Source organism: Bradyrhizobium sp. HKCCYLRH1030 (genome assembly GCF_051168395.1).
Classification (GTDB): domain Bacteria; phylum Pseudomonadota; class Alphaproteobacteria; order Rhizobiales; family Xanthobacteraceae; genus Bradyrhizobium.
In genome coordinates this window covers 118,963-145,116 of record NZ_JBNPUY010000001.1, presented here as the reverse complement: position 1 = coordinate 145,116, position 26,154 = coordinate 118,963, and the positions used below count along the sequence as shown (strand labels likewise).

Below are 26,154 nucleotides of genomic sequence, written 5' to 3'. Positions count from 1 at the left end.
GTCAAGCAGGCCTTAATTGTTGCTAAACGGGAAACACTGTCCGCCGGCAGTTTTCAACGATCCGCACATCTTGTTGGCCTCTTCCTTCGTCGCGAAGGGTCCGACGGCTGCGCGGTACCTGACGCCGCCCTTCTCACCCAGATCCATCCGCTTGATGATCGGCTCATATTTGCCCAGCACGGCGCCGTACTTGTCCTGCACCGCCTTGTAGGACGACATCGCCTCCGCCTCGCTGGCCTGCGACGAGATCGAGACCAGGTAGCCGCCGGTACGATCGGTCTGGGTCTGCTCGGTGACCGGCACGGCCGCGGCGATGCGCGCCGGTGCGGCCGGCTGCGGTGTCAGCGGCATCGGGCTGTCGTTGGCGGCCGACGCATTGGCGTTGGCCGGCGATTTGCGGCCCTTCGGCGTCGCCGCCGGCTTGGTTGCAGGCGTCGCCGGCATCGGCGGATCGGCCGCAGCGGCCTGATTGCCCCCCGTCACGGACAGCGTCTTGATCGGACGCGGATCACTGTTGGGCAAAATGCCGTTGGCGTTGGCCATCTGCGACATCGGGGCCGCCCCGGCGCTGACCGGTGGCGGAGCCGCATTCTGGTTCATCTGCGGGAACACCACGCGCGGATTGCCGCCGCGGGCGTTCAGATCCATCGGCGTCTCCTCGCGGGACACCAGCTTCTCGCCGCCGTCATTGCCGAGCAGACGATCCGGCACCTTCGGCGTCGGATCCTGCTGGGCCATGATCTTGGTCGGACTGTTGTCGGCGCGAATGATCGGCGGCTCGCCGGTACGGCCGGACGAGATGTAGGTCTTGTAGCCGTAGGCGCCGCCGGTGCCGACCACCGCAAGGGTCAGCACGGCGAGCACGGTGCTCATTCCGCTGCGCCGCCGCGGCCGCTCCTCTTCCTCGCCCTCGTCGTAACCGTCCTGATAGCCGTATTGGCCGTCCTGGAAATCGTTGTCGCCCTGAAACCCCTGCTGTCCCGAGCCCATCTGCCCGAACAGCGCATCGTCATAGCGCGAGGAGTCCGGCTCGTTGTCGTCGAAGCCGTTGTCGCGGTTGTAGTCGCGGTCATTCTCGGCGAACCCGTGGCGCGATTCCCCGACGCTGTAGTCGAGCTTGGACAACTGATCGGCGAACTCCGCGTTCGGATAACCCTGCTGCTGCCGGGGAGCGGGCGCGGGCGCGAAATCCTGGTCCGGGAAACCCGGCTGGCCGCGCGGATCCTGATAGCCCGCCGGAAAGGCCGGCGGTGCAGGCGCCGGCTGCGGCGGCTCGCGGCCGATGTCGGCGAAGGGGTTGGCGGCGGCAGGCTGGGCACGTTGCATCCAGGCCGGAGCGCCGGCCGGAGGCATGCCGGGAACCGGCTGTTCCGGCGCGGGCGCCGCGGGGCGCGCCATCGGACGCGGTTGAGATTGCGGAGTTGCCCGGCCCGAGGCGGCAAAAGGATCGTTCTGCCCGATCAGGCGAGCGAGTTCGGCGAGCGGATCGGCATCGGCCTGCTGGTTTCCACCACGGCCAAAACCATCAGCGGGAAAGGGTCTGTCCTGGTAACGATCAGCCATCGTGATGAAGCGTCCCTGCGGGTGAGCCGCATATGCGTCCTAAGGCGGACCCTGCCAGATTGAGGCCCCCAACTGAAGTCGTGTGTTTCCCCCAATCAGCGCATTGCATCAGGAGCATTAACGCCCAAGATCGCAAGTCCCGACGCCAGAACCGAGACGACGCCCTGAACCATGGCCAAACGTGCCTTGGTCAATTCTGCATCATCATCGATAATGAAGCGTAAATAGGGCAAATCCCGCCCCCGCGTCCAGAGGGCGTGAAATTCGCTTGCAAGTTCATACAGGTAGAAGGCGATCCGGTGCGGCTCATGCGCCAGCGCTGCGCTCTCCACCGTACGTGGGTACAGTGCCAGGCGTTTCAAGAGGTCGTGTTCGGCCGAGTCGGAGAGTTTTTCGAGGTTGGCCTCGCGGAGGAACGCTAGCCGCGCCCCCTCGTCCTCCGGCAGGTCCCGGAAGCTCTCCCGCGCATTGCGGAAGATCGAATGCCCCCGCGCGTGGCCATACTGGACATAGAATACGGGATTGTCGCGCGACTGCTCGATGACCTTGGCGAGGTCGAAATCGAGCACGGCGTCGTTCTTGCGGTAGAGCATCATGAAACGGACCGCATCGCGCCCCACTTCATCAACAACTTCCCGCAAGGTGACGAAGTCGCCGGAGCGCTTCGACATCTTCACCGGCTCGCCATTGCGCAACAGCTTGACGAGCTGCACGACCTTGACGTCGAGCACGGCCTGTCCGGCCGTCACCGCTTTCACCGCCGCCTGCATGCGCTTGATGTAGCCGCCGTGATCGGCGCCGAATACGTCGATCAGGTCGGCGAAGCCGCGCTCGAACTTGTGCCGGTGGTTGGCAATGTCGGAGGCGAAGTAGGTGTAGCTGCCGTCCGACTTGATCAGCGGCCGATCGACGTCGTCGCCATAGGCAGTGGCGCGGAACAGAAGCTGCTCGCGATCCTCCCAATCCTCCACCGGCGCGCCCTTGGGCGGCGGCAGACGGCCTTCATACACGTCACCCCGCTCGCGCAGGAACTCGATCGTGTCGGCAACCTTGTTGGTGCTGCCTGCAATCAGCGAGCGCTCCGAAAAGAACACGTCATGACGGATGTTGAGCGCGGCGAGATCATCCTTGATCTCGGCCATCATCATCGCGATCGCCTTGTCGCGCACGATCGGCAGCCACTCGGTCTCAGCGAGCGCCTTGAGCTTGTCGCCGTGCTCGGCCGCGAGCGCCTGCCCGACCGGCTTGAGATAGTCGCCGGGATAGAGCCCTTCCGGAATCGCGCCGATGTCCTCGCCCAGCGCCTCGCGATATCTGAGGAAGGCGGAGCGCGCGAGTACGTCGACCTGAGCGCCGGCATCGTTGATGTAGTACTCGCGGGTGACGTCGCGGCCGGCGAACTGCAACAGGCTGCATAGCGCGTCGCCGAACACGGCGCCACGGCAATGGCCGACATGCATCGGCCCGGTCGGATTGGCCGAGACGTATTCGACGTTGACCTTCGGCGCGCCCGGCACCGGCGCAACGCGGCCGTATTCGGCGCCTTCGCGCAGGATCGTCGCCAGCGCCTTCGCCCAAACCGTCGGCTGTAAAGTGAGATTGATGAAACCCGGACCGGCGACGTCGACCTTCGCCACCAGCGCATCTTCGCGCAGGCGCTGGGCGATCTGCTCGGCGAGATCACGCGGCTTAGCCTTCGCCTCCTTGGCGAGCACCATCGCCGCGTTGGTGGCCATGTCGCCATGGCTCGGGTCGCGCGGCGGCTCGACGACCACGCGCGAAAAATCGATGCCCTCGGGCCAGCCGCCATCCTTGGCGAGCGCGGCGCAGATCGCGTGCACGCGGGCCAGCATGTCGGCGAAAAGATAGGGGGTGGACGCTTGTTCAACCATGCCGCCGCCTAACGCAAATCCGGAGTCGAGTCAAAAAGCCGGTGGTGCTCCGTTAAGGCGAAACGGTCCGTCATTCCGGCGATAAAATGGCCGATGCGGCGAGCCCGATCGCCCTCGCCGTCGCAACCGTCCAGCCAGCCCGCGGGCAGCGTCGAACCGTCCTCATGGTAGCGGCCGTACAGGTCGGCGACGATGCGCTCGGCGTCGCGCATCACCCGCATCACCCGCTCATGGCGGTACATCCGCTGCCAGAGAAACCCCTTGATGGTCGCCTCATGCTCGGCCACATCGGCCGGAAATGCCACCAGCGGCCCGCTGTGCCGCCTGATGTCGTGAGGCGACATCGGCTGCGCCCGCGCGATCCGGCGCTCGGCCTCTGCCGCTACGGCTGCGATCAGGTAGGAGATCAGCTCGCGCACCAGCTCGGCGCCGCGCCGGATCGGATCGAGCGCCGGATATTGGCGGTCGATCTCGGCGATCATCGCGGCCAGCAGCGGAATCTCCTTGAGGTCGTCGACCGTGAACAGGCCGGCCCGCAGCCCGTCGTCGATGTCGTGGGCATCATAGGCGATGTCGTCCGCGAGCGCCGCGACCTGAGCCTCGAGCGAGGCGTAGCTCCACAGCTCCAGGTCGAACCGGGTATTGAACTCGGCGATTCCCGGCGGGATCGGCTCCTGCAACGGCCCGTTGTGCTTGACGATGCCTTCGAGCGATTCCCAGGTCAGGTTGAGTCCGTCGAAATCCGGGTAGCGCTGCTCGAACGACGTGACGATGCGCAATGTCTGGGCATTGTGGTCGAAGCCGCCATGGTCCGCCATGCAGCGGTTCAGCGCGCGCTCGCCGGCATGGCCGAACGGCGGATGGCCGAGATCATGCGCCAAGGCCAGCGTCTCCGTCAGGTCCTCGTCGAGGCCGAACTGCCGGGCCAGCGCGCGGGCGATCTGGGCCACTTCCAAAGAATGGGTCAGGCGCGTGCGGTAGTGGTCGCCTTCGTGGAAGACGAACACCTGGGTCTTGTGCTTCAGCCGGCGGAAGGCGGTCGAATGGATGACGCGGTCGCAATCCCTGCGGAACGCGCTGCGGGTCCGGGACGGCGGCTCGGCGAACAGGCGGCCCCGGCTGCGATCGGGATCGCAGGAATAGGGAGCGCGGGGGGCAGCCATTCCGACCGACACGGGCGATTGTTCCTTTTGCGGTTTGATTCCTCGGCGGAGCCCACTTAACTATGGGGAGCGCCCGGCACCAAATGAATAGGGCATGACGCGCTACCTCGGAGACCTCCTGCCATGACTGATGCCTCGACCGGCCCCGTCACCATCAGCGAACGCGCCGCCCGCCGCATCGGAGAGATCCTCGGCAAGGAGAGCGCCGGCGCGATGCTGCGCATCTCGGTCGAAGGCGGCGGCTGCTCCGGCTTCCAGTACAAGTTCGACATCGACCGCGCCAAGGCCGACGACGATCTCGTTATCGAGCGCGATCGCGCGGTCGTGCTGGTCGATCCGGCCTCGGTGCCATTCCTCGCCGGCTCGGAGGTGGATTTCGTCGACGACCTGATGGGCGCCTCGTTCCGGGTCAATAATCCCAACGCCACCGCCTCCTGCGGCTGCGGCACCAGCTTCTCGGTCTAGCGTCCCCTCGTTGTCGGCTCAGGCCTCCGCCGTCGCAGCCGGGACATCTGACGGCGCAAGCGCCGGCGCCTCGACGTTTGGCGCGGGCGTTCCGATCGCCTTCAGCATTGCCGCCACCATGGCCGGCTTGCGCAACGGCTTGGCCAGAAAGTCGGTCATGCCGGCCTCGCGGCATTGCTTGATGTCGTCCGGGAAGGCGTTCGCGGTCAGCGCGATGATCGGCAGCTCGGCGAGCCGTCCACCCTTGGCCCGGATGGCCCGGGTCGCGGCGATGCCGTCCATTTCCGGCATGCGAACGTCCATCAGCACGAGGTCGAACTCCTGTTCGTCGGCCGCCTTCACCGCCTGCACGCCATCCGGAACGATGCATTTATCGACCGGGAACTCCTGCAGCATCTTCGACACAACCATGCGGTTGGTGGCGTCGTCCTCGGCGATCAGCACGCGCAAGGGACGGCCGAGTGCCTCGATCCGTGCCTTGAGGTCGCCGGCGCCGACCCGGTCGCCGCGCTGATCGGACACCTGCTTGTCGCTCCACGGCAAGGTCAGGCTGAAGCGGAAGGTCGAGCCTTCGCCCTGCACCGACGACACCGCGATGACCCCGCCCATCTGCTCGATGATCCGCCGGGAGATCGCCAGCCCGAGCCCGGTGCCGCCGAAGCGGCGGTTGATCGAGGCATCGGCCTGGGCGAAATCCGTGAACAGCTTGCCGACCCGATCGGCGGGAATGCCGATGCCGGTGTCGGAGACGCGCCACTCGATCGTCGCCCTGTGGTCGTCGCGCGTGCGGCAGGCCACGGCGATGGTGATGCCTCCCTGCTCGGTGAACTTCACCGCGTTGGACGCAAGATTGATCAGCACCTGACGAATGCGCGCCACGTCGCCCTTGAGCGCCGGCGGCAGCTTCGGATCGATATCCGCATTGACCAGCAGGCTCTTCGATTTTGCGTTGACGCCCATGATGGCGGTGACCGCCTCGACCAGCGCCGCCGGCGAAAAATCCACCGTCTCGAATTCGAGCTTGCCGGCGTTGAGCTTGGACAGATCGAGGATGTCGTTGAGGATGCGCTGCAGGTTGTCGCCGGACTCGCGGATCGTCATGACCGCGTGACGCTGCTCGTCGTCGAGCTTCGTCTCTAGCAAGGTCGAGGCGAGCCCGAGCACGCCGTTCATCGGGGTGCGGATCTCGTGGCTCATCATTGCCAGGAAGTCGGATTTGGCACGGCTTTCGGCTTCCGCCTGCTCGGCCCGCCAGCGCTCGGTGACGTCGCGGCCGAAGCCGCGATAGCCTGCGAACTTGCCCTCGTGATCCCGCGCCGGCCGCGCCGTCAGCGCCCAACGGCGGCGCTCGCCGCCAGCCACCACGACATGGATCAGAATTTCCGGGATCGACAGCCGCTGCGCCATGCGATCGGCCAACGTCTTGAGCGTCGCCGTATCGGTCGGGCAGAGATATTTCAGCGTATCGATCAGCCGCTCGCCCTTGAGCTGATCGAGCGGAAGCTGGGCCACGTCGGCGAAACGCTGCGGCGCGTCGATCAGCCGGCCCTCGGCATCGGTCTGCCACAGCCAGCTCGCGGCGTTTTCCTGGAATTCCTTCAGGAGCAGCGAGATCGTCTCGTTCTGGCGCTCGTGCCGGATCTGCGCCTTCAGGTTCTCCAGGAACACGTTGCCGTGCGACACCAGGTGCCGCACCATGAACGAGGTGTAGAGCAGCAGGAACACGACGAGCACGAGATAGGTCGCGCCGCCGCACAGAAACAGCGAGCCCACCGAGGCGAGCATCAGGGTCCAGGTGTAGGCGAGACCAGCCCGCGGCACGCTCGACATCGCGAACGCGCCACCGGAGATCATCCCGGTCATCAGCGAACCCACGATGATCTGCAGATGCGGATCGACCTGCGGCATCACGATCAGCGGCAGCGATCCCCAGATCGTCGCCAAGAAGAACGCCTGCAGCGTCATCCGGGAGATGGCGCGCTCGGACGCCTCCTGCGGCCGCGACTTGCGCGCGCGCCACCAGCCGCGCAGCGCCATGCCGCCGGCCACGCCGATCGCAGTGCCCCACGCGATGAGGAAGAGATTGGAGACGGTGTTCCAGAACACGCCGAGAATGATGGCCGCGTTCGCGAAATTGATGCCGATTGTCACGGGGACGAGGCGCGCGACGGCATCGACCTGCCGCGCCCGGATGCGCCGGCGATCGCGCTCGGTCAGCGCTTCGTCGTCGAGACCCTCGATGGCGCCGAAGCCGCCGATCCAAAGGAAGAACGCGCCCAGCGGACTGGCGCTTGCGGTTCGCTTCGAACTCGTGGGATCCCCAGGCCAATTCATGAGGGCGCGATGCTTTCCTTGTGGTCCCTTGCCATGCCTGATCGGCTGCTTCAGCCGCGTTAATTGTTCCGCCCGTAGAATTACGGAACCTCCGAATGCGCGCGCTGGCAGCGCCGGATGCAACTCATCGTTCCCGCGGCACGATGTGCCCGAGTCATGATCGTCCGTTTCCCCCTCGTTCAGGTCGAGGGCGCAGGGAATGCCGGGTGCTGGCCGCAACCCATGGCCCGCCTGCAGAAAGAAAGCAGGCGGCAGTCACCACAGGTCCAGCCGGTCAACCGGCATTCCCTGCACGACGGCTCTACGCCTTATACGCATTCTCCCCGGGGACCGGGCTGTCTTGCCCCCGTGACCGGCGGATCATCGTCACCACCGGCGTGGCCTCAGCGTCGGGAGACCAGGACCATGCGATTTCGGCGTGCGCCCTGTGCCGTTCGTCCGCACGGCATCACGCCATGCTGCGGCCCACGACGCCCATCGCATCCCACCCCGCGTGTCGTGACGATCGCGATACGCCCCTCGTGCCGGGGCGGGACGGCGACATAGGAGCATGAATTCTGTAAAAGCGAAACCACGATATTTTTCGCACCGGGACTGGACAGGGCAAATCAGCTTGAAGGCGCTCGTGAAATTAATCTCTCGGCGCACGCTATTCGACGCCGGCTGCGCCCAATTGGCATCGCCAACATGGGTCATGCGGTGGATCGATTTGCCCGACGTGCACGCGGGATCGCAATCACCACGTCGTTGTTCGCTGATCCCTCACAGCACCGCGCCGGAGGCGTAGGCACTGGCCCAATGCGGAAAACCGTTTTCGGCGGCACGCGCCGCCGCGTGATCCCAGTCATAGGTCAGCGCCAGCAGCTCGGCCTGCCAATGTCCGCGTCGCTCGGTCAGAACCGCATAGCGCGCGTGCGGCGAGCGATGTTCGAGCTGGGCTGCGATCGGGATGTCGCCGAACACCGGGCAGCCGACGCTGCCGGGGTTGATCACCAGCGGCCCACGGGGCACCTGCACCACCGCCTGCCGATGGCTGTGGCCGCACAGCACCAGCGTGGCGCCGCCGATGTTGGTGAGCCGTGAGATGAGCACGTCGCGACGCGCCGGGACGTAGCGGCCATCGTCCAGCATCTCTTCGAGCAGGAGGGCACAGTCATCGTCTGGCGTGCCATGCACAGCGAGGATGCCATGCTCCAGCGCGATCCGCGCCGGCAGGGCATGCAACACACGGCGCTGTTCAGCGGTCAGCGCGACCTGCGCGAAGCGGCCGGCCGGCGACAACTTCTCCTCCGGCCATTCCTCGATCCAGCGGTCATGATTGCCGCGCACCGTGGGCAGCGTCACGGATTGCAGCAGATCGAACGTCTCCCGCGGCCACAGGGGGCTGGTCACGCAGTCGCCAAGATTGACCGTGGCGTCGACGCCGCGCATCTTGATGTCCGCGAGCACCGCCTCCAGCGCCGGCAGATTGCCATGCACGTCGGAAATCACAGCCAGCCGCATTGTCGCCCCCTCGCAGTCCCGTCTCTCTTCAGTCGCTTGAGGTAGAACTCTAGCATCCTCGTCATTGCGAGCGAAGCGAAGCAACCCAGAGCCCTTGGCGGCCCTGGATTGCTTCGCTTCGCTCGCAACGACGGTGGAGACGCCGGATGAACTAGAGCGCGGCGCCTCCTCGCTCCATCTATACTGCAGCGGAAGCGGTGGCCTCGGCGCCCACGACGCTGAGGCGTTGCTGCGCGTCTTCAGCTCCCATGCAGCCACATCCTCGCCGTCATGCCCGCGCAGGCGGGCATCCAGTACGCCGCGGTCCATCGGTATCGCCACAACCGCCTCGGCGCACTGGATCGCCCGGTCGAGCCGGGCGAAGACAGTCGCGTTTGTCGCGAGGGCACTGCTCCCTTGGTGGTTGCGAAAACTCCCTCACTGCAGCGCCCCGATCGTGAACACATCCGCGCGCTCGATGATCAGGTCGCGGAACAGGCGGGCGCGGTGCGACATCCATTGCGGGTCGGGATAGACGACGTGAAGCGGCAGCGACGGAACGTCGTAGTCGGGTAGCAGATGGATGAGCCTGCCTGACGCAATGTGTTGAACCGCGCACCAGTCCGGCAGCACGGCGGCGCCGAGGCCTTCCAGCGCCGCCAGGGTCATGATGTCGGCGTCGTCGCAGGTGAGCGAGGGCGTGATGCCGACGACGTGGCGGCCGGTTTCGGATTCGAGGCTCCACTCGTTCTTCGGCGACAGCCGCGAATAGGTCACGCAGGGGAGCTGGCGCAGATCATTGGGCAACCGCGGCGGGCGGTGTCTTGCGAGCAGCGATGGCGCCGCAACCAGCAGCCGCTTGACCGTGCCGACGCGCCGCGCGACCAGCGAGCTGGAGCTGAGCACGCCGATGCGGATGGCGAGCTCCGTCCCGGTCTCCACGAGGTCGACGAACTGCTCGGTGAAGCGGATGTCGAGCCGCACCTCGGGATAACGGCGGCCATATTCGGCGAAGACGTCGCTGAAGAAATGGCGGCCGAACGAGGTCGGCACCGTCATCCGCAAGGTGCCCGAGGGCGCGCCGACGCGCTTCGGCGACGGCATGCCCGCGCTCTCGAACAAGCTGACGATGTCCTTGGCGAGCTTGAGGACGCGATCGGCCTCGGCTGTCGGCCGGAGCTTGCGCGTGGTGCGGACGAACAGGCGACAGCCGAACTGCTCCTCCAAGAGCGCGATGCGCTTGGTGATCGCCGGCTGTCCCAGGCCCAGATCGGCCGCGGCCTGGGTGAAGCTGCCGGCTTCCATGACGCGGATGAAGGTCTGCAGCGCGTCGATCCGGTCCATCCATTCCTCCCCGGAATGAGTTTTATTCTCGTCATTCCGTATACGTCAGGAGGCGGGCCGGTCTAGCCTCTCAAAAAATCAAACGGAGGGAGACCATGGAGAAGTCGATTGGCATCGTCGGGGCCGGCATCGGCGGGCTGCACCTGGCGCTGTATCTGCAGAAGAAAGGCATCCAGGCCACGGTTCTGACCGACCGCGAGCCGGAACAGTATGCTGCAACGCGGTTGATGAACACGGTGGCCCATCACGGCATCACCGTGGCGCGCGAGAACGAGCTCGGCGTGAACCACTGGGACAGTCCCGAATTCGTCTATCACCACCACGATCACTACTTCAATTTCCCCGGCAGCCCCCTGCTCTTTCGCGGGGCCTTCAAGCAGCCGAGCCGCGCGGTCGACTACCGGATCTACCTGCCGGCGCTGATGAAGGATTTCGAGGACCGCGGCGGCGCGATCGAATATGCCAGCATCCAGGACGACGACATTCCGGCGCTGGTGGCGCGCTTCGACCTGCTGGTGGTATCGACCGGCAAGGGCGCGCTGGGGCGGATGTTCAGCCACCGGCCGGAGCTGTCGCCCTACAACCAGCCGCAGCGCCTGCTCTGCGTCGGCCTCTATGACGGCGTCGACCACGGCAGCCCCGAGGGCGACGATCCGCGCGGCGTGACGCTGTCGGTCTCTCCGGGCCATGGCGAGATGATCGTGATTCCGACGCTCACCTTCGGCGGCATGAAGACGGCGCTGCTGATGGAGAACATTCCCGGCGGTGACATGGCCGAGCTGGTGTCGCTCAACTACGACGCCGATCCCTCAGCCTTCCGGCAGACGCTGCTCGACAAGCTGGAGAAGCACCATCCGCACACCTACAACCGGATCGACACGCACCGCTTCGATCTGCAGCCGCTGGACCTCTTGCAGGGCGCCGTGGTGCCGACCGTGCGGCGCTCCTCGGTCACCTTCGACGACGGCAAGATCGCGATTGCGCTCGGCGACGTGCACTCCGTGGTCGATCCGATGATGGGCCAGGGTGCCAACATGGCCTCCTATGCCGCGTTCGAACTCGGCAAGGCGATCACCGAGGCGGTGGCGTTCGACGACCGCTTCGTCGAGACGGTCGATCGCGCGCGCGAGAACCGCGTGCTCGCCGCGGCGCGCTGGACCAACCTGATGCTGCAGCCGCCGTCGGAGGCGATGGGCCGGCTGATCTTCACCATGGCGCAGGATCGCGGGCTCTGCGACGAGTTCACCGACAATTTCAACTACCCGGAGCGGCAGTGGGACCGGCTGGCGAGCGAGCGGCGCATTCATGCCTGGATCGACGAGCGGACGCGGCTCGCGGCGTGAGGCGTGATGACGGAGAGCGGCCGATGAGCCATCATCCCGATGCCGCGGGTTTTCGCGCAGCCGCGTCGCGGTTCTCCACCGGCGTGACCGTCGTCACCAGCAGCGATGGCGACGGCGCGCCGGTCGGCATGACCGCCAACAGTTTCACCACGGTCTCGACGCAGCCGCCGACGGTGCTGGTCTCGCTCAAGCGCGGCCGCACCTGGCAGGCGGTGAGCGCGTCCGGCCGCTATGCGGTGAATGTGCTCGCGGCCGATGATGTCGCGATCGGCCGGCATTTCGCCGGCGCGGCCCTCGCACAGGGCGCGCCTGCCTTGGACGCGCGTGACGGCTTCTTCCTGCTGCCGGCGGCCATCGCGCAATTCGGCTGCGAGGTCGTGAGCACGGTCGAGATCGCCGACCACACGGTGTTCATCGGCGAGGTCCGCTGGTGCCGCCACCAGGACGGCCTGCCGCTGGCATTCTACGCCAGCCGGTTTCGCAATGGGCTGGGCGCGGAGATATTGCCAAGCGACGGGCTGGCGTATCCGGCAGAGGGGTGGACGATCTGATCGTGGTGCGCGGTGGGCACGGCGCTGCGCGCCTTTGCCCACCCTCCAAGTCAGTGGAAAATCTGATGCGGTCCGCCGGGACGACTTAGTGAGCCAAACATCGTCACATTGAAGACTGCGGGTCCGGCACAGTCGTGAGGCTCAACCGCCGATCGGTCCGGGGTCGATGCCCCCCGTTGTGGCGGCTCCAGAATGACCGGAGCGCGGCCACGTGACGATCGAACCTAATTTTACGTCCCGTCCGGCGTCGTCGTCAAATGGATCGGCACTGCAGGCACGAGGCCTGAGGCTGATGATCCACAGCAGTTCCGCTCGTGCTGGACTAGCGACGCTCGTTCAGCATCGGGAAGCCGCGCTGATGCCGGACCGGAGAGGCCGCCGGCGTGTCGCTCGCGGCGTCGAGCGTGGCCACCTGCTCCGCCGTCAGGCTCCAGCCGACCGCGCCGATATTCTCGATCAGCTGGCTCTCGTTGCGGGCGCCGACGATGATGGTCGCGACCGTCGGGCGCTGCAGCAGCCAGTTCAGCGCCACCCGTGGAATGTTGCGCCCGCCTGTGATTCCCACGCCATCCGCCTTGACCGGAGTGGTCGCGGCTTGATCTAACCGGGGCCGTTTCTCCTTCCCCCCGGGAACCTCAAGCCAATGCGTATCGCCACTTGGAACGTCAATTCGGTCCGGCAGCGGATCGATCACCTCCTGACCTGGCTCAAGGAATGCTCCCCGGACATCGTCTGCCTGCAGGAGATCAAGTGCACGGACGACGCATTCCCAAGGCTCGAGATCGAGGCGCTCGGCTACAACGTGGTGACGCACGGCCAGAAGACCTTCAACGGCGTCGCGCTGTTGTCGAAGCTGCCGTTCGACGAAACCAAGTCCGGGCTCGACGGCGATGCCGAGGACGTGCATGCGCGGTTCCTGGAGGGCGTGGTCAGCCTCAAGAGCGGGGTGGTGCGCATCGCCTGCCTCTACCTGCCCAACGGCAACCCGCCGAACACGGAAAAATATCCCTACAAGCTCAAATGGATGTCGCGGCTTCGTGACTACGCGCGTGAGCGGCTGAAGACCGAGGAGCCGCTGATCCTCGCAGGTGACTTCAACGTGATCCCCGCTGCCGCCGACGTCTCCAACCCCGAGGCCTGGGTCGAGGACGCGCTGTTTCGCCCGGAGACGCGCGAGAGCTTCCAGTCGCTGCTCGGCCTCGGGCTCACCGACGCGCTGCGCGCCGTCACCGATGCGCCGGGGCAGTACACGTTCTGGGACTATCAGGCCGGCGCCTGGCAGAAGAACGCGGGGATCCGGATCGATCACCTGCTGTTGTCGCCGCAGGCCAGCGACCGGCTGGTCGAGGTCGGCATCGACAGCTATGTCAGGGCCTGGGAGAAGCCGTCGGATCACGTGCCGGTGTGGGCCGACTTCGATCTCGAGACGACGTAACTCGAGGACGGTCCATGACGATCTGCACACGGCGGCAATTGTTTCCGCTCGCAATCGTGCCGCTGCTGGCGGCGAAGCCGGTGCTTGCCGCCGACCTGCAGGCCACCATCGCCGGCATCGAAGTCGACAGCGGCGGGCGACTCGGCGTGGCGCTGCTGGACACCGCGACCGGCGCGCTCGGCGGCCATCGGCTCGACGAGCGGTTCCCGATGTGCAGCACCTTCAAGGCGCTGCTGGCGGCGGCCATTCTCGCCAAGGTCGATGTCGGCACCGAGCAGCTGGCGCGGCGCATTCCGATCGCGCAAGCCGACATCCTGTCCTACGCACCGGTGACCAAGGCCTATGTCGGCACGTCCGGCCTCTCGGTTGGTGAGCTGTGTGACGCCGCGGTGACGCTCAGCGACAACACCGCGGCCAACCTGCTGCTGGCGACGCTCGGCGGCCCGTCCGGCCTGACCCGTGCGATCCGCGGCTTCGGCGACGCCATCACCCGGCTCGACCGCATCGAGCCCGAGCTCAATGAAAGCGTGCCGGGAGATCCGAGGGACACGACCACACCAGCGGCAATGGCCCAGACCCTGGCGAAGCTGACAACCGGTAATGGGCTGTCGCCGGCCTCCCGCGATCAGCTGACGGCCTGGCTGATCGCCTGCAAGACCGGTGGCGCCAAGCTGCGCGCCGGCCTGCCCGGCGAATGGCGCATCGGCGACAAGACCGGCGCGGGCGAGCGCGGCAGCAGCAACGATGTCGCTGTGATCTGGCCGACAGGGCGCGCGCCGGTCGTCGTGAGCAGCTATCTCACCGAAACCAAGGCCAGCGACGACAAGCGCAACGCGGTTCACGCAGCGGTCGGCCGAGCCGTCGCCGGCGCGCTCGGGGCCTGAGCCTCGCGATAGATCGCGGCGATCGCGTCGAATCCGGTGCGCAGCTGGCGCATCTGGCGGCCCGCGAGGCGCACGCCGAGACCGGCGCTCTCCGGCAGCAGGCTTGCCGCGGCGTAGAGGCCGTCGATGCAGGACAGCGCATCGGCGAGACGCTGGCGGAGCGCGGTGAGATCGTTCGTCAGCGGCAGCATCAGCACGGCCGAGCCGAATGCGCGATGACCGTTGAAGACGGCGACATCAGGATCGCGCAGCTGCATGCGGTCGATGAGGAGCGGCGCCTCGCCCGTCCGGCGCACGACGAGCGCGGAGTCGAGCTCGCGGAACAAGCGCCCCTGCCCGACCGGGTCATGCATCGTGAAGGCGTCGGTCACGAGGGCCAAAGCATCGGCGGCGCAGTGCAGTTCGAGCACCTGGCACAAGGCAGCCCCGGGAAACAGAATACGCGGCTCCGGCCGATAATCGAGCCTGGCGCCGGTCTCGACCCGGAGCAGCACCTGCTCCATGGCACGTGCGCCCGGCTCGGCGCGATGGACTGAGGTGGCGCCCTGCGTGGTCACGCAAACGGCTGCACCCGCATGGAGCGTGAAGCGCTGCGTCAACCGGTCCTCGCCATGCACCGCGCCACTGCCGGTCTGCAGGATCACGCTGAGCAGGTCCGGCCGCTCGGCATCGGTGTGAAAGCTGCGTGTCAGCACGAACGGCCACGCGAACAGCCGGCGGTCGATCACCGTGCGGCCGCCGCGGCGAACGAAGGAGAGATCGAGCCGCGGCGGCTCTGGGGCTGAAGCGCTCACGTGCGGAACAGCACCTCGCGCTCGAGCAGATCGACGATCGCATCAATACCCTCGCCGCGTCGGCAGTTGGTCAAGAGCACCGGACGGCCGCCGCGCACCTCGGCCGCTTCGCGCTCCATGCGATCGAGATCTACGCTGACATGCGGGGCGAGATCGACCTTGTTGATGACGAGCAGATCGGCGCGGATCACGCCGGGGCCGCGCTTGCGCGGGATGTCGTCGCCGCCGGCGACGTCGATCACGAACATCCAGAAATCGGTGAGGTCGCGCGAGAAGGTCGAGGCGAGATTGTCGCCGCCGCTCTCCAGCAGGATCAGCTCGACGCCGGGAAAGCGCCGCTCCAATTCGTCGGCGGCCTCGATGTTGAGCGTCGGGTCCTCGCGGATCACGGTGTGCGGACAGGCGCCGGCTTCGACCGCCGACACGCGCGCCGGGTCGATCAATCCCGAGCGGCGGACGCGCTCGGCATCCTCGGCGGTGACGAGATCGTTGGTGATGACCGCGATGTCGATGCCGCGCGCCTGCAGCGCCGGGATCAGGCGCTCGACCAGAGCGGTCTTGCCGGAGCCCACCGGACCGCCGATGCCGACGCGCGCGGCGGTCATCGGCGCATCGGTGCGGGTGAGAGCGAGACGGCTCATCGCAGCATGAACCTCCTCGCGAGCGGCACGGTCGTCGCGGGCGGGCACATCAGCAGCTTGCCGTCGGCGCGGACCTCGAAGGTCTGCGGATCGACCTCGACATGCGGCATCGCCGCGTTGCGGACCATGTCGGTCTTGCGCAGCCGGCGCACGTTCTTGATCTGCACGGTCTCACGGCCGAGCCCAAGCTTAGCGCGGATGCCGGCGTCGACCGCGAGCTTCGACATGAAGTTGACGCCGAGCCGCTGTGGCGCTGCGCCGAGCGCGCCCCACATCCGCTTCTGGATCATCGGCTCGGAGAGACCCAGACTGCCATTGCCGTCGCCCATCGCGGCCCACACCGGGAAGCCGTTCTTGATCACCATGTAGGGCTTGAGGCCGAACGAGGCGCGCGGCCACAGCACGAGATCGGCCATCTTGCCGACCTCGATGGAGCCGACGACATGATCGATGCCGACGGCAACAGCGGGATTGATGGTGAGCTTGGCGACGTAGCGCTTGATGCGCTCATTGTCGGCGCGCGCGGTCGTCTCCTCCGGCAGCCGGCCGACGCGGTCCTTCATCACGCTGGCGAGCTGCCAGCATTTGGCGACGTTCTCGGCGAGACGTCCCATGCCTTGCGTGTCCGTGCCGAAGATCGAGATCGCGCCCATGTCGTGCAGGAAATCCTCGGCCGCCATCGACTGCGCCCGCACCCGCGCCTCGCCGAACATGACGTCTTCGGGCGCGTTGTAGTTGAGCTGATGACAGATCATCGTCATCGGCACGCCCTCCTCCATGCCGTAGGAGGTGTAGGGATTGGTCGGATTGGTGGAGGACGGGATCACGTTCGGCCAGGACACTACTTTGAGCAGGTCGGGTGCATGGCCGCCTCCGGCGCCCTCGACGTGATACATGTGGATGGTGCGGCCGTCGACCGCCGCCATCGTGTCCTCGCAGAAGCCGTATTCGTTGATCGAGTCGGTGTGCAGATGCACCGCGAAATCGTTGCGGTCGGCGGCGATCAGGCTCTTGTCGATCACGTCGGGCGCGGCGCCAAAGTCCTCGTGGATCTTGACGGACATGCCGCCGGCCGCAACCGCCTCCTCGACAGCTTCGGGGTTGGAGCCGCCGCGGCCGAACAACGCGTAGTTCAGCGGCGAGAACTCGATCGATTTCAGGAAGTGCCCAAAATTCGGCCCCGAGCCCGAGCCGACATCGAACACCGGCCCCGAGCCGTTGCCGATCATGGTCGTGGTGCCGCCGGCCAGCGCGTGATCCGACTGCTCCGGCGAGATCAGATGGGCGTGGCTTTCGATCGCGCCTGACGTGACGATGAAAGGCCCGCCGGCGATCGGCGCTGTGGTGTGGCCCACAACCATGTCCGGATGCACGCCCGGCATGACGTCGGGATTGCCAGCCTTGCCGATGCCGACGATGCGGCCGTCGCGGATGCCGATGTCGGCCTTCACGATGCCGGCGACGGCGTCGACGATGGTGGCGTTCTTGATGACGACGTCGAGGGCCTTGTGCTGGGAGGTGCGGTGCGCTGCGACGGCCTCGCCGTCACGCAAATTCTTGCCGGCGCCGACCAGCAGCTCATGACCGTAGGTGGTGTAGTCGTGCTCGATCTCGGCGAGCAGGCTGGTGTCGGCGAGCCGGATGAGATCGCCCTTGGTGGGGCCATACAGCTCGGCATAGGCGCGGCGGGTCAGCGTGGCCATGATCTCAGGCTCCCAGATAGCCGCGCGACTGCGCGAGTTTCAGCGCCTCGTCGCGCGCGCCCGCCGCATCGAGCGGGCCGTTGACGAGCCCGGCCTGGCCGCGCACGATCCGGTCGCCCTCGATCGGCACCAGCCGCACCGACTTGGTGACCCCCGGCTCGAAGCGGACGCCGAGCCCCGCCGGACGATCGATCTTCATGCCCCAGGCGGCGGCGCGATCGAACAACAGCGCGCGGTTGACCTCGAAGAAATGCGTATGGCTGCGCACCTGGATGTCCCGGTCCCCGGTGTTGACGACGTCGATGGTGACGGCCGGCAACGCGGTGAACATCTCGATGTCGCCAGGGCCTTCGATGATCTCGCCGGGCACGATGTCGTCGGCGACGGCGCCCTCCGCCGGCTGGATCGGCTCGAACAGCGCCATCACCTTGGTGCCCTCGGCGAACATCAGCTCGACGTAGAGCATCGGGATCATCTGGGCGACGCCGGGCTCGACGTCGTCGGTGGTGAGCAGCCGTCCCGCCATGTCGCGGATCTCGGCATAGGGCAGATTGCGGCGTGCCGCGGTCATCACTTCGTCGGTGATGTAGGCCACCGCCTCCGGATGGCTGAGCCTGATGCCGAGCAAGCGGTTGCGCCGCGCCATCTGCGCGGCGTTGAAGATCACGAGACGATCCATCTCGGTCGGCGACAGGTTCATCATGGCGCGGCACCTCTGGTCAGGTCGTGAACATGCGCACGTGCCGCAGCGGACCGCGCGACACGGCGATGTCGATGAAGGGCGTGAAGCTCGACGGCATCGCGTCGTCGGCGGGTGTCTCGTCGAGCAGATCAGCGAGCCGTGCGCGGGCAAGCGCGAGGCTGCGCTGCGACTCGATGTGGCCGATCAGGCCGAGCCGCACGGCGGCGCTGACGAGGCCGGCGACGAGGGTCCAGCCGGAGACCAGTTCGGCCGCGTCGAGGCCAAGGCCGGCATCGCGGCCGGTGATGGCTTGTACCACCGGCAGATGTCCGAGCCGCGCATCGGCAGAAACGCGGGCACGGTACGCCTGAGACAACGGACCGGCGAGCTTGACCCAGACGCCGAGCAGCGCCCTGCCCGCGCGCCGCGAGCCCTCGCGCATCTCGGCCGACGGCGTCGTCGCCTCGGCGAGGCGATCCACGGCGGCGATCGCGGCAATGTCGTCGGCGTGCCAGGCGCGGCGGAGCAGGATGCGATCCGTGCTGGCCCAGCGCTGCGCGAGGTGATCGGCAATAACGCCGTCGAGGTCGGCGCGACCGGACAGCAGGCCGTCGGCCGCGAGGCCTTCGACGCCCCAGGAGAACGCAAAGCCGCCGGCGGGAAAGGCACTGTCGCCGAGCTGCAGCAGCGCGAGCGCCTCGCCGCGGTCAAACATGATCGCGCTCCACGACCTCGCCGGCATCGAGCAGCGGCTGGATGCGGGCGCGATAGGTGTCGAGCGGGGCATCGAGCAGCACGATCAGATGATCGTCTTCGAAGCGGACGCGCCAGTGCAGGTTGCCGGCGTGCCAGCCGAGCTTCAGCGCACAGGCCGGATCGCGCGCGCGCAGGTGCCAGACCTGCTCCTCACCGAAGCGGGCGATGATCGCGCGATCGGAATCGAGATGCAGCAGCGCACCGTCGACGAGCTGTTCGTCGCGATCGAGGCTGACGGCGCAGTCGGTGCCGCGATCGGTGGTCAGCCGGAAGCGCCTGCGGCCGGCGTCCTCCGGCGGCACGAACAACAGCTCGATGCCGCCGCGATGCTCCAGCGCATGGAGCCGGCCGGCATAGGCCCTGTCGTCGGCGCGTCCTATGATGCCGTGCAAACGGAGCATCGGCGTGATTTCCTCTGGTTGACGTCATCACTGTCATTCCGGGGCAGCCCGCCAGGGCTGAACCCGGATCTCGAGATTCTCAGGTGCGCAATTGCGCACCATAGTTCGATGCTGTCGCATCGCCCCGGAATCACTGTGGAGACGGTTGGTACCTCCCAGCGCACTACCGCAGCGTCGCCGACACCTCCTGCGACGTCACGAGAATGACCTCGCCGTCGAGGATCGGCTTGGCGATGCCGAAGAATGTCGCCACCGCGGCGGAGCCGTTGTGGCGGTCCATCGCGGCCTTGTCGGCGAAGCGCTCGTAGGTCGTGAACAGACCGGGCTCGGTCTCACTCTGCGAGATGAAGAACCCGATCGTCTCCGGCTCGTTGGCCGCGACATGAGCCGCGACGGCGACGAGGGCGTCGCGCATCGTGGCCTCGTGTCCCGCCTTGGCCCTGATGACCGCGGTGATGGTGATCATCAGAAGGTCTTCCAGTCGCCGTCGGCCTCGAACGCCGCCGCCGCCTGGTAGATGGTGGATTCGGCGTAGTCCTTGCCGATCAGCATCAGGCCGACCGGCAGGCCGTCCGAGAGGCCGCACGGCAGGGTCATCGCCGGATGGCCTGTCACGTCGAACGGGCTGGTCGTCGCGGTCATCTCGAAGGCGCGCTGCACCACCTCGGCGAGCGGCGCATCCTTGGCCGGGATCGGCGTGGCGACGCACGGCAGGGTCGGCATCAGCAGCAGGTCGTAGGAGCCGAACATGGCATCATAGGCCGCCTTGGCCTGAATCGCGATGTTGCGCGACTTGGCGTAGTAGCGGCCACGATAGTGCTCGAGGCCCCACTGCCCGACCAGCATGGTCAGCTTCAACGTCACCGACAGATCGTCGGCGCGCGTGCGCCAGCCGGAATGCGCATCGAGCAGACCGACATCGTAAAGGCCCTTCCAGTTGAACCCCATGCCGTTGCCGAGCATCATCTGCACCAGGAAGCCTTCGAGCGTGATCGGATTCCACGCCGCCAGCGCATGCATGTGTTCGGGGATCGAGACTTCCGACACGCTCGCGCCCATCTTGGCGAAGCGCTCCGCGCCAGCCTTGACCTTGGCGACCACGCCCTCTTCCATGTTGGGCGCGCTGAAGCCTTCCTTGAGCACGCCGATCTTGAGACCCTTGACGCCCTTGCCGAGCGCCTCGGTGTAGGCCGAGACCTTCGGCGCATATTGCCGGGGATCGAGACCGTCGGCGCCGGCCAGCACTTCGAGCAGCAGCGCATTGTCGGCGACCGACTTGGTCATCGGTCCGGTGTGGTCGATCGTCGATTCGATCGGCATCACGCCGGTGTAGGGCACGAGGCCGTGGGTGGCTTTCATGCCGTAGATGCCGCAATAGGACGCAGGGATGCGGATCGAGCCGCCCTGGTCGCCACCGATCGCCATGTCGACCTCGCCGGCCGCCACCAGCGCGGCGCTTCCCGAGGACGAGCCGCCCGCCGAATAGCCCATCTTCCAGGGATTGTGCACCGGCGCGGGATCGGAGGTGTGGCTGCCGCCGGACAGGCAGAAGTGCTCGCACACCGCCTTGCCGACGATGGTGCCGCCGGCATCGAGGATGCGCGAGACGATGGTGGCGTCGGCGGCGGGAATGAAACCTTCGAGCGTGGTCGAGCCGTTCATCATGGGAACGCCGGCGAGCGCGACGTTGTCCTTCAGCACGACGCTACGGCCGGCGAGCTTGCCGCCCGCTGCGCCCTTGACCTCGGTCTTGATCGCCCAGGCGTTGTACTTGTTCTCCTTCGGCATCGGCTTGGCGCCCGGCGTGCGCGGATATTTGACAGGCGGCAGCGGGTTCGGCAGCTCATCGATGATATCGTACTGGTCGAACATGCCGCCCATCAGCGACAGATATTCGGCGGCCTCCTCGACCGTCATGTTCATGTGCAGGCTGGCGGCGAGATCGGCGACTTCCTCGGCATTCGGGCGTTTGATGGACATGAGTCATCCTTTCTTGTGAGGACAAGCTGGGCAGAGACAGCAGATTGTTAGTTCAAGGGGCCGGCGCAGCTGCGCCGGTACGGGCTCTAGCTCGGGACCATCTGACCTTCCCGGGCCAGGAGAGTCTCACGGTCGAGTTCCTCGGTGATACGCCCCTTCTGGATGTGCAGGATGCGGTCCGATAACGACGTGATGAATTCGAGGTTCTGCTCGACCACGATCAAAGACATCTTCCAGCGCGACTTCAACGCCAGCAGCGTCTCGATGATCTCCTCGATGATCGACGGCTGGATGCCTTCGGTCGGTTCGTCCAACAGGATCAGCTTCGGCTTGGTGCACAGGCAGCGTGCCAGCGCCAGCAATTGCTGCTCGCCGCCGGACAGCGCGCCGCCGCGGCGGTCGAGCAGGCGGACCAGCCGCGGAAAATCCTGCAGCACGGCATCGATGACGCTACGGTCCTCCTTGGGAGCCGCGGCGAGCCCCATGCGCAGATTTTCCATGACCGAAAGGTCCGGAAAGATCTCCCGGCCCTGCGGCACCAGGCCGACGCCGAGCCGCGAGCGCTCGTGCGGCTTCAGATGCGTGATGGTCTTGCCGGCGAACACCACCGAGCCGTCGGTGGTCGGCAGGTGTCCCATCAAGGTGCGCAGCGCCGTGGTCTTGCCCATGCCGTTATGGCCGAGGATGCCGAGATATTCGCCGTCGGCGACCGTCAGGTCGACGCCGAACAGGATCGGGATCCGGCCATAGCCGGACTTGAGCCCGTTGACTTCGAGAAGCGCACTCATGCCGCCACCTTCTTGCCGAGATAGACGTCGCGGACGCGCTGGTCGGCGAGCACCTTTTCCACCGTGTCCTCGACCAGCACGCGGCCCTGGTGGAACACCGTCACGCGCTTGGCGATCTGCTTGATGAACTCCATGTCGTGCTCGACGACCACGATCGCACGGGTCTGGTTGATCTCGCGGATGATCGCAGCGGTGTGGAAGGTCTCCTCGTCGGTCATCCCCGCGGCGGGCTCGTCGAGCAGGATCAGCTCGGGCTCGGCGGCGAGCACCATGCCGATCTCGACCCATTGGCGCTGGCCGTGCGACAGCGTCGCGACGATGCTGTCGGCGTAGTCGGTCAGCCGGATCATCTCGAGCACGGCATTGACCGCCGGGCCCTGCTGGCGCGGGGTCGCCTTGCGGCGCACCGCCATCCAGATGTTCTCGCGCACCGAGAGGCCGTTGAATACGTTCGGGACCTGGGTCTTGATGCCGATGCCCATGCGCGCGATCTCGTGCGACAGCTTGCCGGCGATCGGCATGCCGCGGAACGCGATGCTGCCCGACGTTGGCACCAGTTGTCCCGTCAGCGTCTTGAAGAACGTGCTCTTGCCGGCGCCGTTCGGGCCGATCAGGCAGCGCAACTCCATCTCCTGCAGGGTGAAGGTGATGTCGTCATTGGCGACGACGCCGCCGAAGCGCATCGTCAGGTGCTCGGCCTTGAGCAGAGGAACGAGGTCTGCCATGTCATTCGGCTCCTGCAGGATGCGGCGCCGCAGCGGATTGCACCGGTGGACCATTGGCTTTCGGCTTGGAGGCCGGCATCAGCCGCATCACGAGATCGCGGGCGGTCGGCACCATGCCCTTCGGCAGCAGCAGCACGAAGATCACCAGCACGCCGCCGAGCACGAGGTTGGAGTTCAACAGCTGCTGCGAGCCGATATAGGCGACGATGTATTCGATGACGACGCAGCCGATGATCGGCCCCAACAAGGTGCCGAGCCCGCCGACCGTGATCCAGATGATGATCTCCGCCGACAGCGAAAGGCTGAAGATGGTCGGGCTGACGAAGGCGCCCCAGTTGACGTAGAGCGCGCCGGCAAGCCCGGCGATCGCACCGCCGAGAATGAAGGTCAGGCACTTCACCAGCCGCGGGTCGTAGCCGAGCAGCGAGGCCCGCACCTCGTTCTCGCGCACCGCGACGATGATGCGCCCGGCCGGCAACGCCAGCAGCAGACGCAGCAGCAGGAACACGCCGAGCAGCACATAGGCCGTGGTCCACCACGACTGCTCGGGCGACAGCACGGTCGAGGGATCGAACGGCATGTTGAAGGTCGGCACCGCCGGCATGCCATTGAAGCCGCCGAGCAGCGCCTTGCCGATCTTGTACGCATCGCCCGAGGTCGAGTTGACCGAGTTGAACAGGATCAGGGTCACCGTGAGCGTGATGACGCCGAGATAGACGTCGGAGATGCGGCCGAAGAAGATGAAATAGCCGAGGATCGCCGCGAACGTCGCCGGGACCGCGATGGCCACCAGGATCGCAGGCGTCGAGTCCTGGAAATTGATGGCCGCGATCGCATAGGCATAGCCGCCGAGCCCGAAGAACGCGGTCTGTCCGAACGACAGGATGCCGCCGAAGCCCCAGATGAAGGCGAGGCTGAGCGCCAGCACCGCCATTGCAGCGAACAGCGTCAGCTGCATCAGCGCGAACAGCTCGATCACGCTCGGCACGATCGCAATCGCTACGATGGCAAGGACGATCGCGCCCACCTGGCCGGAAAGACGGAGGTGCTTGTCCATCACAGGTTTCCCTTGAAGAAGCGCCCGGAGATGCCCTGCGGCAGCAAGCGGATCAGCACAATCGCGGTGGTGAAGACGATCACCTCGCCATAGACGGGCGTGGTGAAATAGGCGCCGATCTGGTTGACCGAGCCGAACAGGCTCGCGGCCGAGAGCGTGCCGGAGAGGATCGCGGCGCCGCCGCCGACCACGGTCATGAACGCCTTCGCGACATAGGCGCCGCCCATCACGGGGGTGATGCCGGACACCGGCGCCAGCAGGCCGCCGGCGAGGCCGGTCACGGCCGCACCGAGCGCGAAGGTGCTCATGTAGACCCGGGCCGGGTTGACGCCGAGCGTCGCCGCCATCGCCGGATTCTGCATCGTGGCGCGGGCGACCAGGCCGAAACGGGTGTAGCGCATCACGCCGTAGATGATCGCCATCATGACGGCCGCCATCAAGGCAAGGAACAGCGTGTAGTAGCTCGACTGATACGAGCCAATCGAAAAGCCGCCGAGCGGCGTCGGCACGCCCTGCTGGGTGTTGCCATAGATCGTCGTGATGATCCCGATGATCAGGAGGCTGAGGCCCCAGGTCGCGAGCATCGAATCGACCAGGCGGCCATAGAGGAAGCGAATCAGGCAGCGCTCGATCACGAGCCCCACGATGCCGACGAACAGCGGCGCGATGATCAGCATCGCGATCCAGATGTTCACACCGGCATTGGCGGAAATGACGGTCGCATAGGCGCCGAGCATGATGAATTCGCCATGGGCGAGATTGATGATCTTCATCATGCCGAAGATGATCGCCAGTCCCAGGCAGAGCAGGAACAGCGACGAGATTCCATTGAGGACGTCGAGCGCGAGGATGACGTAGATCGCCATGCGTCAGGTCTTTCAGGGCAGTCCAGGGACACCGGGCCCCGCCGGATGGCGGGACCCGGCAGGCGTCAGAGATTGATGATGTACTGCTTGGTGTCGGTGGGGTTCTTGACGAGGTCGCAGACACTCGCGGTGTCCGCCGGCTTGGCGTCGGTGTAGGTCTCCAGCACCGACCATTTGCGATCCTTGACCTCGGCCAGGAACGCGTTGCGGACGGTGTGATGGGTCGGCTTGTCCAGCGAGACCTTGCCGCTGGGGCCGTCGAAGACGAGGCCGCTTTCGAGCGCCTCGATCACCTTCATGCGGTCGATGCTGCCGGCCTTCTTGACGCCCTCGGCCCACAGCATCACGCCTTCATAGGTGCACGAGGCGAGCTCGCTGATGTAAGGCGAATCCGGATGCGCCTTCTTGATCTTCTCGACGAAGCTCTTCGAGGTCGGCGTGGTCAGCTCCTCGAAATAGCCGTAGGCGCCAATGACCCCATCGCTTTCCGCCGCGTCCAGCGTCGAGGGCTCGTTGACGAGGCCAAAGGTGGTCGAGGCGATCGGGATCTTCGATTTCATGCCGGCGGCGGTCCACTGCCGGTAGAACGCGGTGTGGTTGCCGCCGACCAGCGCCGACAGGATGAGGTCGGGCTTGGCCGCCTGGATCTTCGAGATGGTCGAGCCGAAATTGGTCACGTCGAGCGGGAAGAAGTCGGTCGAGAGAATCTCGCCGCCATTGTCCTTGCAGTACTTGGTCATCCACTTCGCGGTGATCTGACCGTAATTGTAGTCGGCCGCGATGATGTAGGCCTTCTTGCCCGCCTTCTTCATCGCGCTCGGCACCAGCTTCTCGACCGTCTGCGCCGGCGTGGTGCCGGTGCAGAAGGTGTTGCGGTCGCAGACGCCGCCTTCATACAGCGTGTTGTAGAAGTACAGCACCTTGAAGCGGTCGAAGGTCGGGCGGATCGCCTCACGCGAGGCCGAGGTGATGCCGCCGTGCACGACGTCGACCTTGTCCTTCACCGCCAGCTGCTGGGCATATTGCGAGTACAGCTGGATGTTGGACTGGGTGTCGTAGTGGATGACCTTCAAGGGACGTCCGAGCAGGCCGCCGGCGGCATTGATCTCATCGACGGCGAGCTGCAGCGCGTAGACCATCGGCGTGCCGGAGGTGCCGATCGGGCCCGACTGGTCGTGCAGGCTGCCGACCGTGATCGGGTTCTCGGCCGCGAGCGCGCCTGAGCGGAACACCGCAGGTGTCGCGATCAAGGTCGACGTCGCGATGGCCGAGCGTTGCAGAAAACGACGGCGGGAAAAAGTCATC

Annotated in this window: 24 protein-coding genes and 1 pseudogene; 5 read left to right on the top strand and 20 right to left on the bottom strand. The window is 66.3% G+C overall.

Annotated elements, in window-relative coordinates; translation table 11 throughout:
* Positions 1-12 precede the first annotated feature (12 nt).
* The 3 genes from ACQR1E_RS00625 to ACQR1E_RS00615 all read right to left on the bottom strand — a co-directional run bounded on the left by ACQR1E_RS00625 (position 13) and on the right by ACQR1E_RS00615 (position 4,630).
* On the bottom strand, positions 13-1,563 hold the full coding sequence (locus tag ACQR1E_RS00625) for an SPOR domain-containing protein (RefSeq protein ID WP_315750999.1): 1,551 nt from the start codon (positions 1,561-1,563) through the stop codon (positions 13-15).
* Positions 1,564-1,658: 95 nt separating this feature from the next.
* Complete coding sequence (gene argS / locus ACQR1E_RS00620; protein WP_316170167.1) at positions 1,659-3,455, bottom strand: arginine--tRNA ligase; 1,797 nt, start codon at positions 3,453-3,455, stop codon at positions 1,659-1,661.
* An 8-nt stretch (positions 3,456-3,463) separates the two neighbouring features.
* Positions 3,464-4,630 carry a deoxyguanosinetriphosphate triphosphohydrolase gene (locus tag ACQR1E_RS00615; protein ID WP_315711700.1) on the bottom strand — a complete coding sequence of 389 codons (1,167 nt, stop codon included), beginning with the start codon at positions 4,628-4,630 and terminating at the stop codon, positions 3,464-3,466.
* 111 nt (positions 4,631-4,741) lie between these two features.
* On the opposite strand from ACQR1E_RS00615, the gene erpA reads away from it, so the two are divergent.
* Positions 4,742-5,083: an iron-sulfur cluster insertion protein ErpA gene (erpA, locus tag ACQR1E_RS00610; RefSeq protein ID WP_315711699.1), complete on the top strand. Its 342-nt coding sequence runs from the start codon at positions 4,742-4,744 to the stop codon at positions 5,081-5,083.
* 18 nt (positions 5,084-5,101) lie between these two features.
* Here the strand turns inward: erpA and ACQR1E_RS00605 are convergent, their stop codons facing one another.
* The 3 genes from ACQR1E_RS00605 to ACQR1E_RS00595 all read right to left on the bottom strand — a co-directional run bounded on the left by ACQR1E_RS00605 (position 5,102) and on the right by ACQR1E_RS00595 (position 10,243).
* A complete protein-coding gene (locus ACQR1E_RS00605; RefSeq protein ID WP_315750995.1) occupies positions 5,102-7,417 on the bottom strand; it encodes a hybrid sensor histidine kinase/response regulator in 2,316 nt (771 codons plus the stop codon).
* Positions 7,418-8,179: 762 nt separating this feature from the next.
* Positions 8,180-8,920, bottom strand: coding sequence for a metallophosphoesterase family protein (locus ACQR1E_RS00600; protein ID WP_316165448.1), 741 nt, complete (start codon positions 8,918-8,920; stop codon positions 8,180-8,182).
* Between the two features lie 417 nt (positions 8,921-9,337).
* Entirely contained in the window at positions 9,338-10,243 is a 906-nt protein-coding gene (locus ACQR1E_RS00595) for a LysR family transcriptional regulator (RefSeq protein WP_316165312.1), read from the bottom strand.
* A gap of 95 nt (positions 10,244-10,338) precedes the next feature.
* Between ACQR1E_RS00595 and styA the strand changes: the two genes are divergently transcribed.
* Together styA and ACQR1E_RS00585 are read left to right on the top strand one after the other, a co-directional pair.
* On the top strand, positions 10,339-11,586 hold the full coding sequence (gene styA / locus ACQR1E_RS00590) for a styrene monooxygenase subunit StyA (protein ID WP_316165311.1): 1,248 nt from the start codon (positions 10,339-10,341) through the stop codon (positions 11,584-11,586).
* 23 nt (positions 11,587-11,609) lie between these two features.
* Positions 11,610-12,137: a flavin reductase family protein gene (locus ACQR1E_RS00585; protein WP_316165309.1), complete on the top strand. Its 528-nt coding sequence runs from the start codon at positions 11,610-11,612 to the stop codon at positions 12,135-12,137.
* Positions 12,138-12,459: 322 nt separating this feature from the next.
* Here ACQR1E_RS00585 and ACQR1E_RS00580 read toward each other — a convergent pair.
* Positions 12,460-12,708, bottom strand: a pseudogene (locus tag ACQR1E_RS00580) (aldo/keto reductase); the annotation flags it as partial.
* Between the two features lie 72 nt (positions 12,709-12,780).
* On the opposite strand from ACQR1E_RS00580, the gene xth reads away from it, so the two are divergent.
* Positions 12,781-13,572, top strand: a complete 792-nt coding sequence (gene xth, locus ACQR1E_RS00575) for an exodeoxyribonuclease III (RefSeq protein WP_316165306.1) — start codon at positions 12,781-12,783, stop codon at positions 13,570-13,572.
* Between the two features lie 14 nt (positions 13,573-13,586).
* On the top strand, positions 13,587-14,456 hold the full coding sequence (bla, locus tag ACQR1E_RS00570; RefSeq protein ID WP_316165305.1) for a class A beta-lactamase: 870 nt from the start codon (positions 13,587-13,589) through the stop codon (positions 14,454-14,456).
* On the opposite strand, the gene ACQR1E_RS00565 is transcribed toward bla, so the two are convergent.
* From ACQR1E_RS00565 to ACQR1E_RS00505, 13 genes are all read right to left on the bottom strand, one after another.
* Positions 14,411-15,250, bottom strand: a complete 840-nt coding sequence (locus tag ACQR1E_RS00565; RefSeq protein ID WP_316165303.1) for an urease accessory protein UreD — start codon at positions 15,248-15,250, stop codon at positions 14,411-14,413. The genes bla and ACQR1E_RS00565 overlap by 46 nt on opposite strands.
* On the bottom strand, positions 15,247-15,891 hold the full coding sequence (gene ureG, locus ACQR1E_RS00560; RefSeq protein WP_316172802.1) for an urease accessory protein UreG: 645 nt from the start codon (positions 15,889-15,891) through the stop codon (positions 15,247-15,249). Before ureG ends, ACQR1E_RS00565 begins: the two co-directional genes overlap by 4 nt.
* Positions 15,888-17,594 (bottom strand): urease subunit alpha, encoded by a 1,707-nt coding sequence (gene ureC, locus ACQR1E_RS00555; protein WP_434896538.1) that lies wholly within the window; start codon positions 17,592-17,594, stop codon positions 15,888-15,890. The genes ureG and ureC overlap by 4 nt, the downstream gene beginning before the upstream one ends.
* A 4-nt stretch (positions 17,595-17,598) precedes the next feature.
* Complete coding sequence (ureB, locus tag ACQR1E_RS00550) at positions 17,599-18,297, bottom strand: urease subunit beta (protein ID WP_434896537.1); 699 nt, start codon at positions 18,295-18,297, stop codon at positions 17,599-17,601.
* Positions 18,298-18,313: 16 nt separating this feature from the next.
* Complete coding sequence (locus tag ACQR1E_RS00545) at positions 18,314-18,991, bottom strand: urease accessory protein UreF (protein ID WP_434896536.1); 678 nt, start codon at positions 18,989-18,991, stop codon at positions 18,314-18,316.
* The gene (ureE, locus tag ACQR1E_RS00540) at positions 18,984-19,433 is read right to left on the bottom strand and encodes an urease accessory protein UreE (RefSeq protein WP_316170159.1); all 450 of its coding nucleotides are present in this window, start codon (positions 19,431-19,433) and stop codon (positions 18,984-18,986) included. Before ureE ends, ACQR1E_RS00545 begins: the two co-directional genes overlap by 8 nt.
* A gap of 163 nt (positions 19,434-19,596) precedes the next feature.
* Positions 19,597-19,899 (bottom strand): putative quinol monooxygenase, encoded by a 303-nt coding sequence (locus tag ACQR1E_RS00535; RefSeq protein WP_257164995.1) that lies wholly within the window; start codon positions 19,897-19,899, stop codon positions 19,597-19,599.
* Positions 19,899-21,413 carry an amidase gene (locus ACQR1E_RS00530; protein ID WP_316170157.1) on the bottom strand — a complete coding sequence of 505 codons (1,515 nt, stop codon included), beginning with the start codon at positions 21,411-21,413 and terminating at the stop codon, positions 19,899-19,901. The genes ACQR1E_RS00535 and ACQR1E_RS00530 overlap by 1 nt, the downstream gene beginning before the upstream one ends.
* A gap of 86 nt (positions 21,414-21,499) precedes the next feature.
* Entirely contained in the window at positions 21,500-22,201 is a 702-nt protein-coding gene (locus ACQR1E_RS00525; protein WP_434896535.1) for an ABC transporter ATP-binding protein, read from the bottom strand.
* Entirely contained in the window at positions 22,198-22,926 is a 729-nt protein-coding gene (locus tag ACQR1E_RS00520) for an ATP-binding cassette domain-containing protein (RefSeq protein WP_434896534.1), read from the bottom strand. Before ACQR1E_RS00520 ends, ACQR1E_RS00525 begins: the two co-directional genes overlap by 4 nt.
* Before the next feature lies 1 nt (position 22,927).
* A complete protein-coding gene (locus ACQR1E_RS00515; protein ID WP_316194219.1) occupies positions 22,928-23,983 on the bottom strand; it encodes a branched-chain amino acid ABC transporter permease in 1,056 nt (351 codons plus the stop codon).
* Complete coding sequence (locus ACQR1E_RS00510; protein WP_315711674.1) at positions 23,983-24,849, bottom strand: branched-chain amino acid ABC transporter permease; 867 nt, start codon at positions 24,847-24,849, stop codon at positions 23,983-23,985. Before ACQR1E_RS00510 ends, ACQR1E_RS00515 begins: the two co-directional genes overlap by 1 nt.
* A gap of 65 nt (positions 24,850-24,914) precedes the next feature.
* Positions 24,915-26,153, bottom strand: coding sequence for an urea ABC transporter substrate-binding protein (locus ACQR1E_RS00505; protein WP_434896533.1), 1,239 nt, complete (start codon positions 26,151-26,153; stop codon positions 24,915-24,917).
* Position 26,154: the final 1 nt, after the last annotated feature.

Excerpts from the sequence above, each read along its gene's own strand:
- ACQR1E_RS00625 (WP_315750999.1), bottom strand. The coding sequence starts at position 1,563 with ATGGCTGATCGTTACCAGGACAGACCCTTTCCCGCTGATGGTTTTGGC.
- argS (WP_316170167.1), bottom strand. The coding sequence starts at position 3,455 with ATGGTTGAACAAGCGTCCACCCCCTATCTTTTCGCCGACATGCTGGCC.
- erpA (WP_315711699.1), top strand. The coding sequence starts at position 4,742 with ATGACTGATGCCTCGACCGGCCCCGTCACCATCAGCGAACGCGCCGCC.
- ACQR1E_RS00605 (WP_315750995.1), bottom strand. The coding sequence starts at position 7,417 with ATGAATTGGCCTGGGGATCCCACGAGTTCGAAGCGAACCGCAAGCGCC.
- ACQR1E_RS00600 (WP_316165448.1), bottom strand. The coding sequence starts at position 8,920 with ATGCGGCTGGCTGTGATTTCCGACGTGCATGGCAATCTGCCGGCGCTG.
- ACQR1E_RS00595 (WP_316165312.1), bottom strand. The coding sequence starts at position 10,243 with ATGGACCGGATCGACGCGCTGCAGACCTTCATCCGCGTCATGGAAGCC.
- styA (WP_316165311.1), top strand. The coding sequence starts at position 10,339 with ATGGAGAAGTCGATTGGCATCGTCGGGGCCGGCATCGGCGGGCTGCAC.
- ACQR1E_RS00585 (WP_316165309.1), top strand. The coding sequence starts at position 11,610 with ATGAGCCATCATCCCGATGCCGCGGGTTTTCGCGCAGCCGCGTCGCGG.
- xth (WP_316165306.1), top strand. The coding sequence starts at position 12,781 with ATGCGTATCGCCACTTGGAACGTCAATTCGGTCCGGCAGCGGATCGAT.
- bla (WP_316165305.1), top strand. The coding sequence starts at position 13,587 with ATGACGATCTGCACACGGCGGCAATTGTTTCCGCTCGCAATCGTGCCG.
- ureG (WP_316172802.1), bottom strand. The coding sequence starts at position 15,891 with ATGAGCCGTCTCGCTCTCACCCGCACCGATGCGCCGATGACCGCCGCG.
- ureC (WP_434896538.1), bottom strand. The coding sequence starts at position 17,594 with ATGGCCACGCTGACCCGCCGCGCCTATGCCGAGCTGTATGGCCCCACC.
- ureB (WP_434896537.1), bottom strand. The coding sequence starts at position 18,297 with ATGATGAACCTGTCGCCGACCGAGATGGATCGTCTCGTGATCTTCAAC.
- ACQR1E_RS00545 (WP_434896536.1), bottom strand. The coding sequence starts at position 18,991 with ATGTTTGACCGCGGCGAGGCGCTCGCGCTGCTGCAGCTCGGCGACAGT.
- ureE (WP_316170159.1), bottom strand. The coding sequence starts at position 19,433 with ATGCTCCGTTTGCACGGCATCATAGGACGCGCCGACGACAGGGCCTAT.
- ACQR1E_RS00535 (WP_257164995.1), bottom strand. The coding sequence starts at position 19,899 with ATGATCACCATCACCGCGGTCATCAGGGCCAAGGCGGGACACGAGGCC.
- ACQR1E_RS00530 (WP_316170157.1), bottom strand. The coding sequence starts at position 21,413 with ATGTCCATCAAACGCCCGAATGCCGAGGAAGTCGCCGATCTCGCCGCC.
- ACQR1E_RS00525 (WP_434896535.1), bottom strand. The coding sequence starts at position 22,201 with ATGAGTGCGCTTCTCGAAGTCAACGGGCTCAAGTCCGGCTATGGCCGG.
- ACQR1E_RS00520 (WP_434896534.1), bottom strand. The coding sequence starts at position 22,926 with ATGGCAGACCTCGTTCCTCTGCTCAAGGCCGAGCACCTGACGATGCGC.
- ACQR1E_RS00515 (WP_316194219.1), bottom strand. The coding sequence starts at position 23,983 with ATGGACAAGCACCTCCGTCTTTCCGGCCAGGTGGGCGCGATCGTCCTT.
- ACQR1E_RS00510 (WP_315711674.1), bottom strand. The coding sequence starts at position 24,849 with ATGGCGATCTACGTCATCCTCGCGCTCGACGTCCTCAATGGAATCTCG.
- ACQR1E_RS00505 (WP_434896533.1), bottom strand. The coding sequence starts at position 26,153 with ATGACTTTTTCCCGCCGTCGTTTTCTGCAACGCTCGGCCATCGCGACG.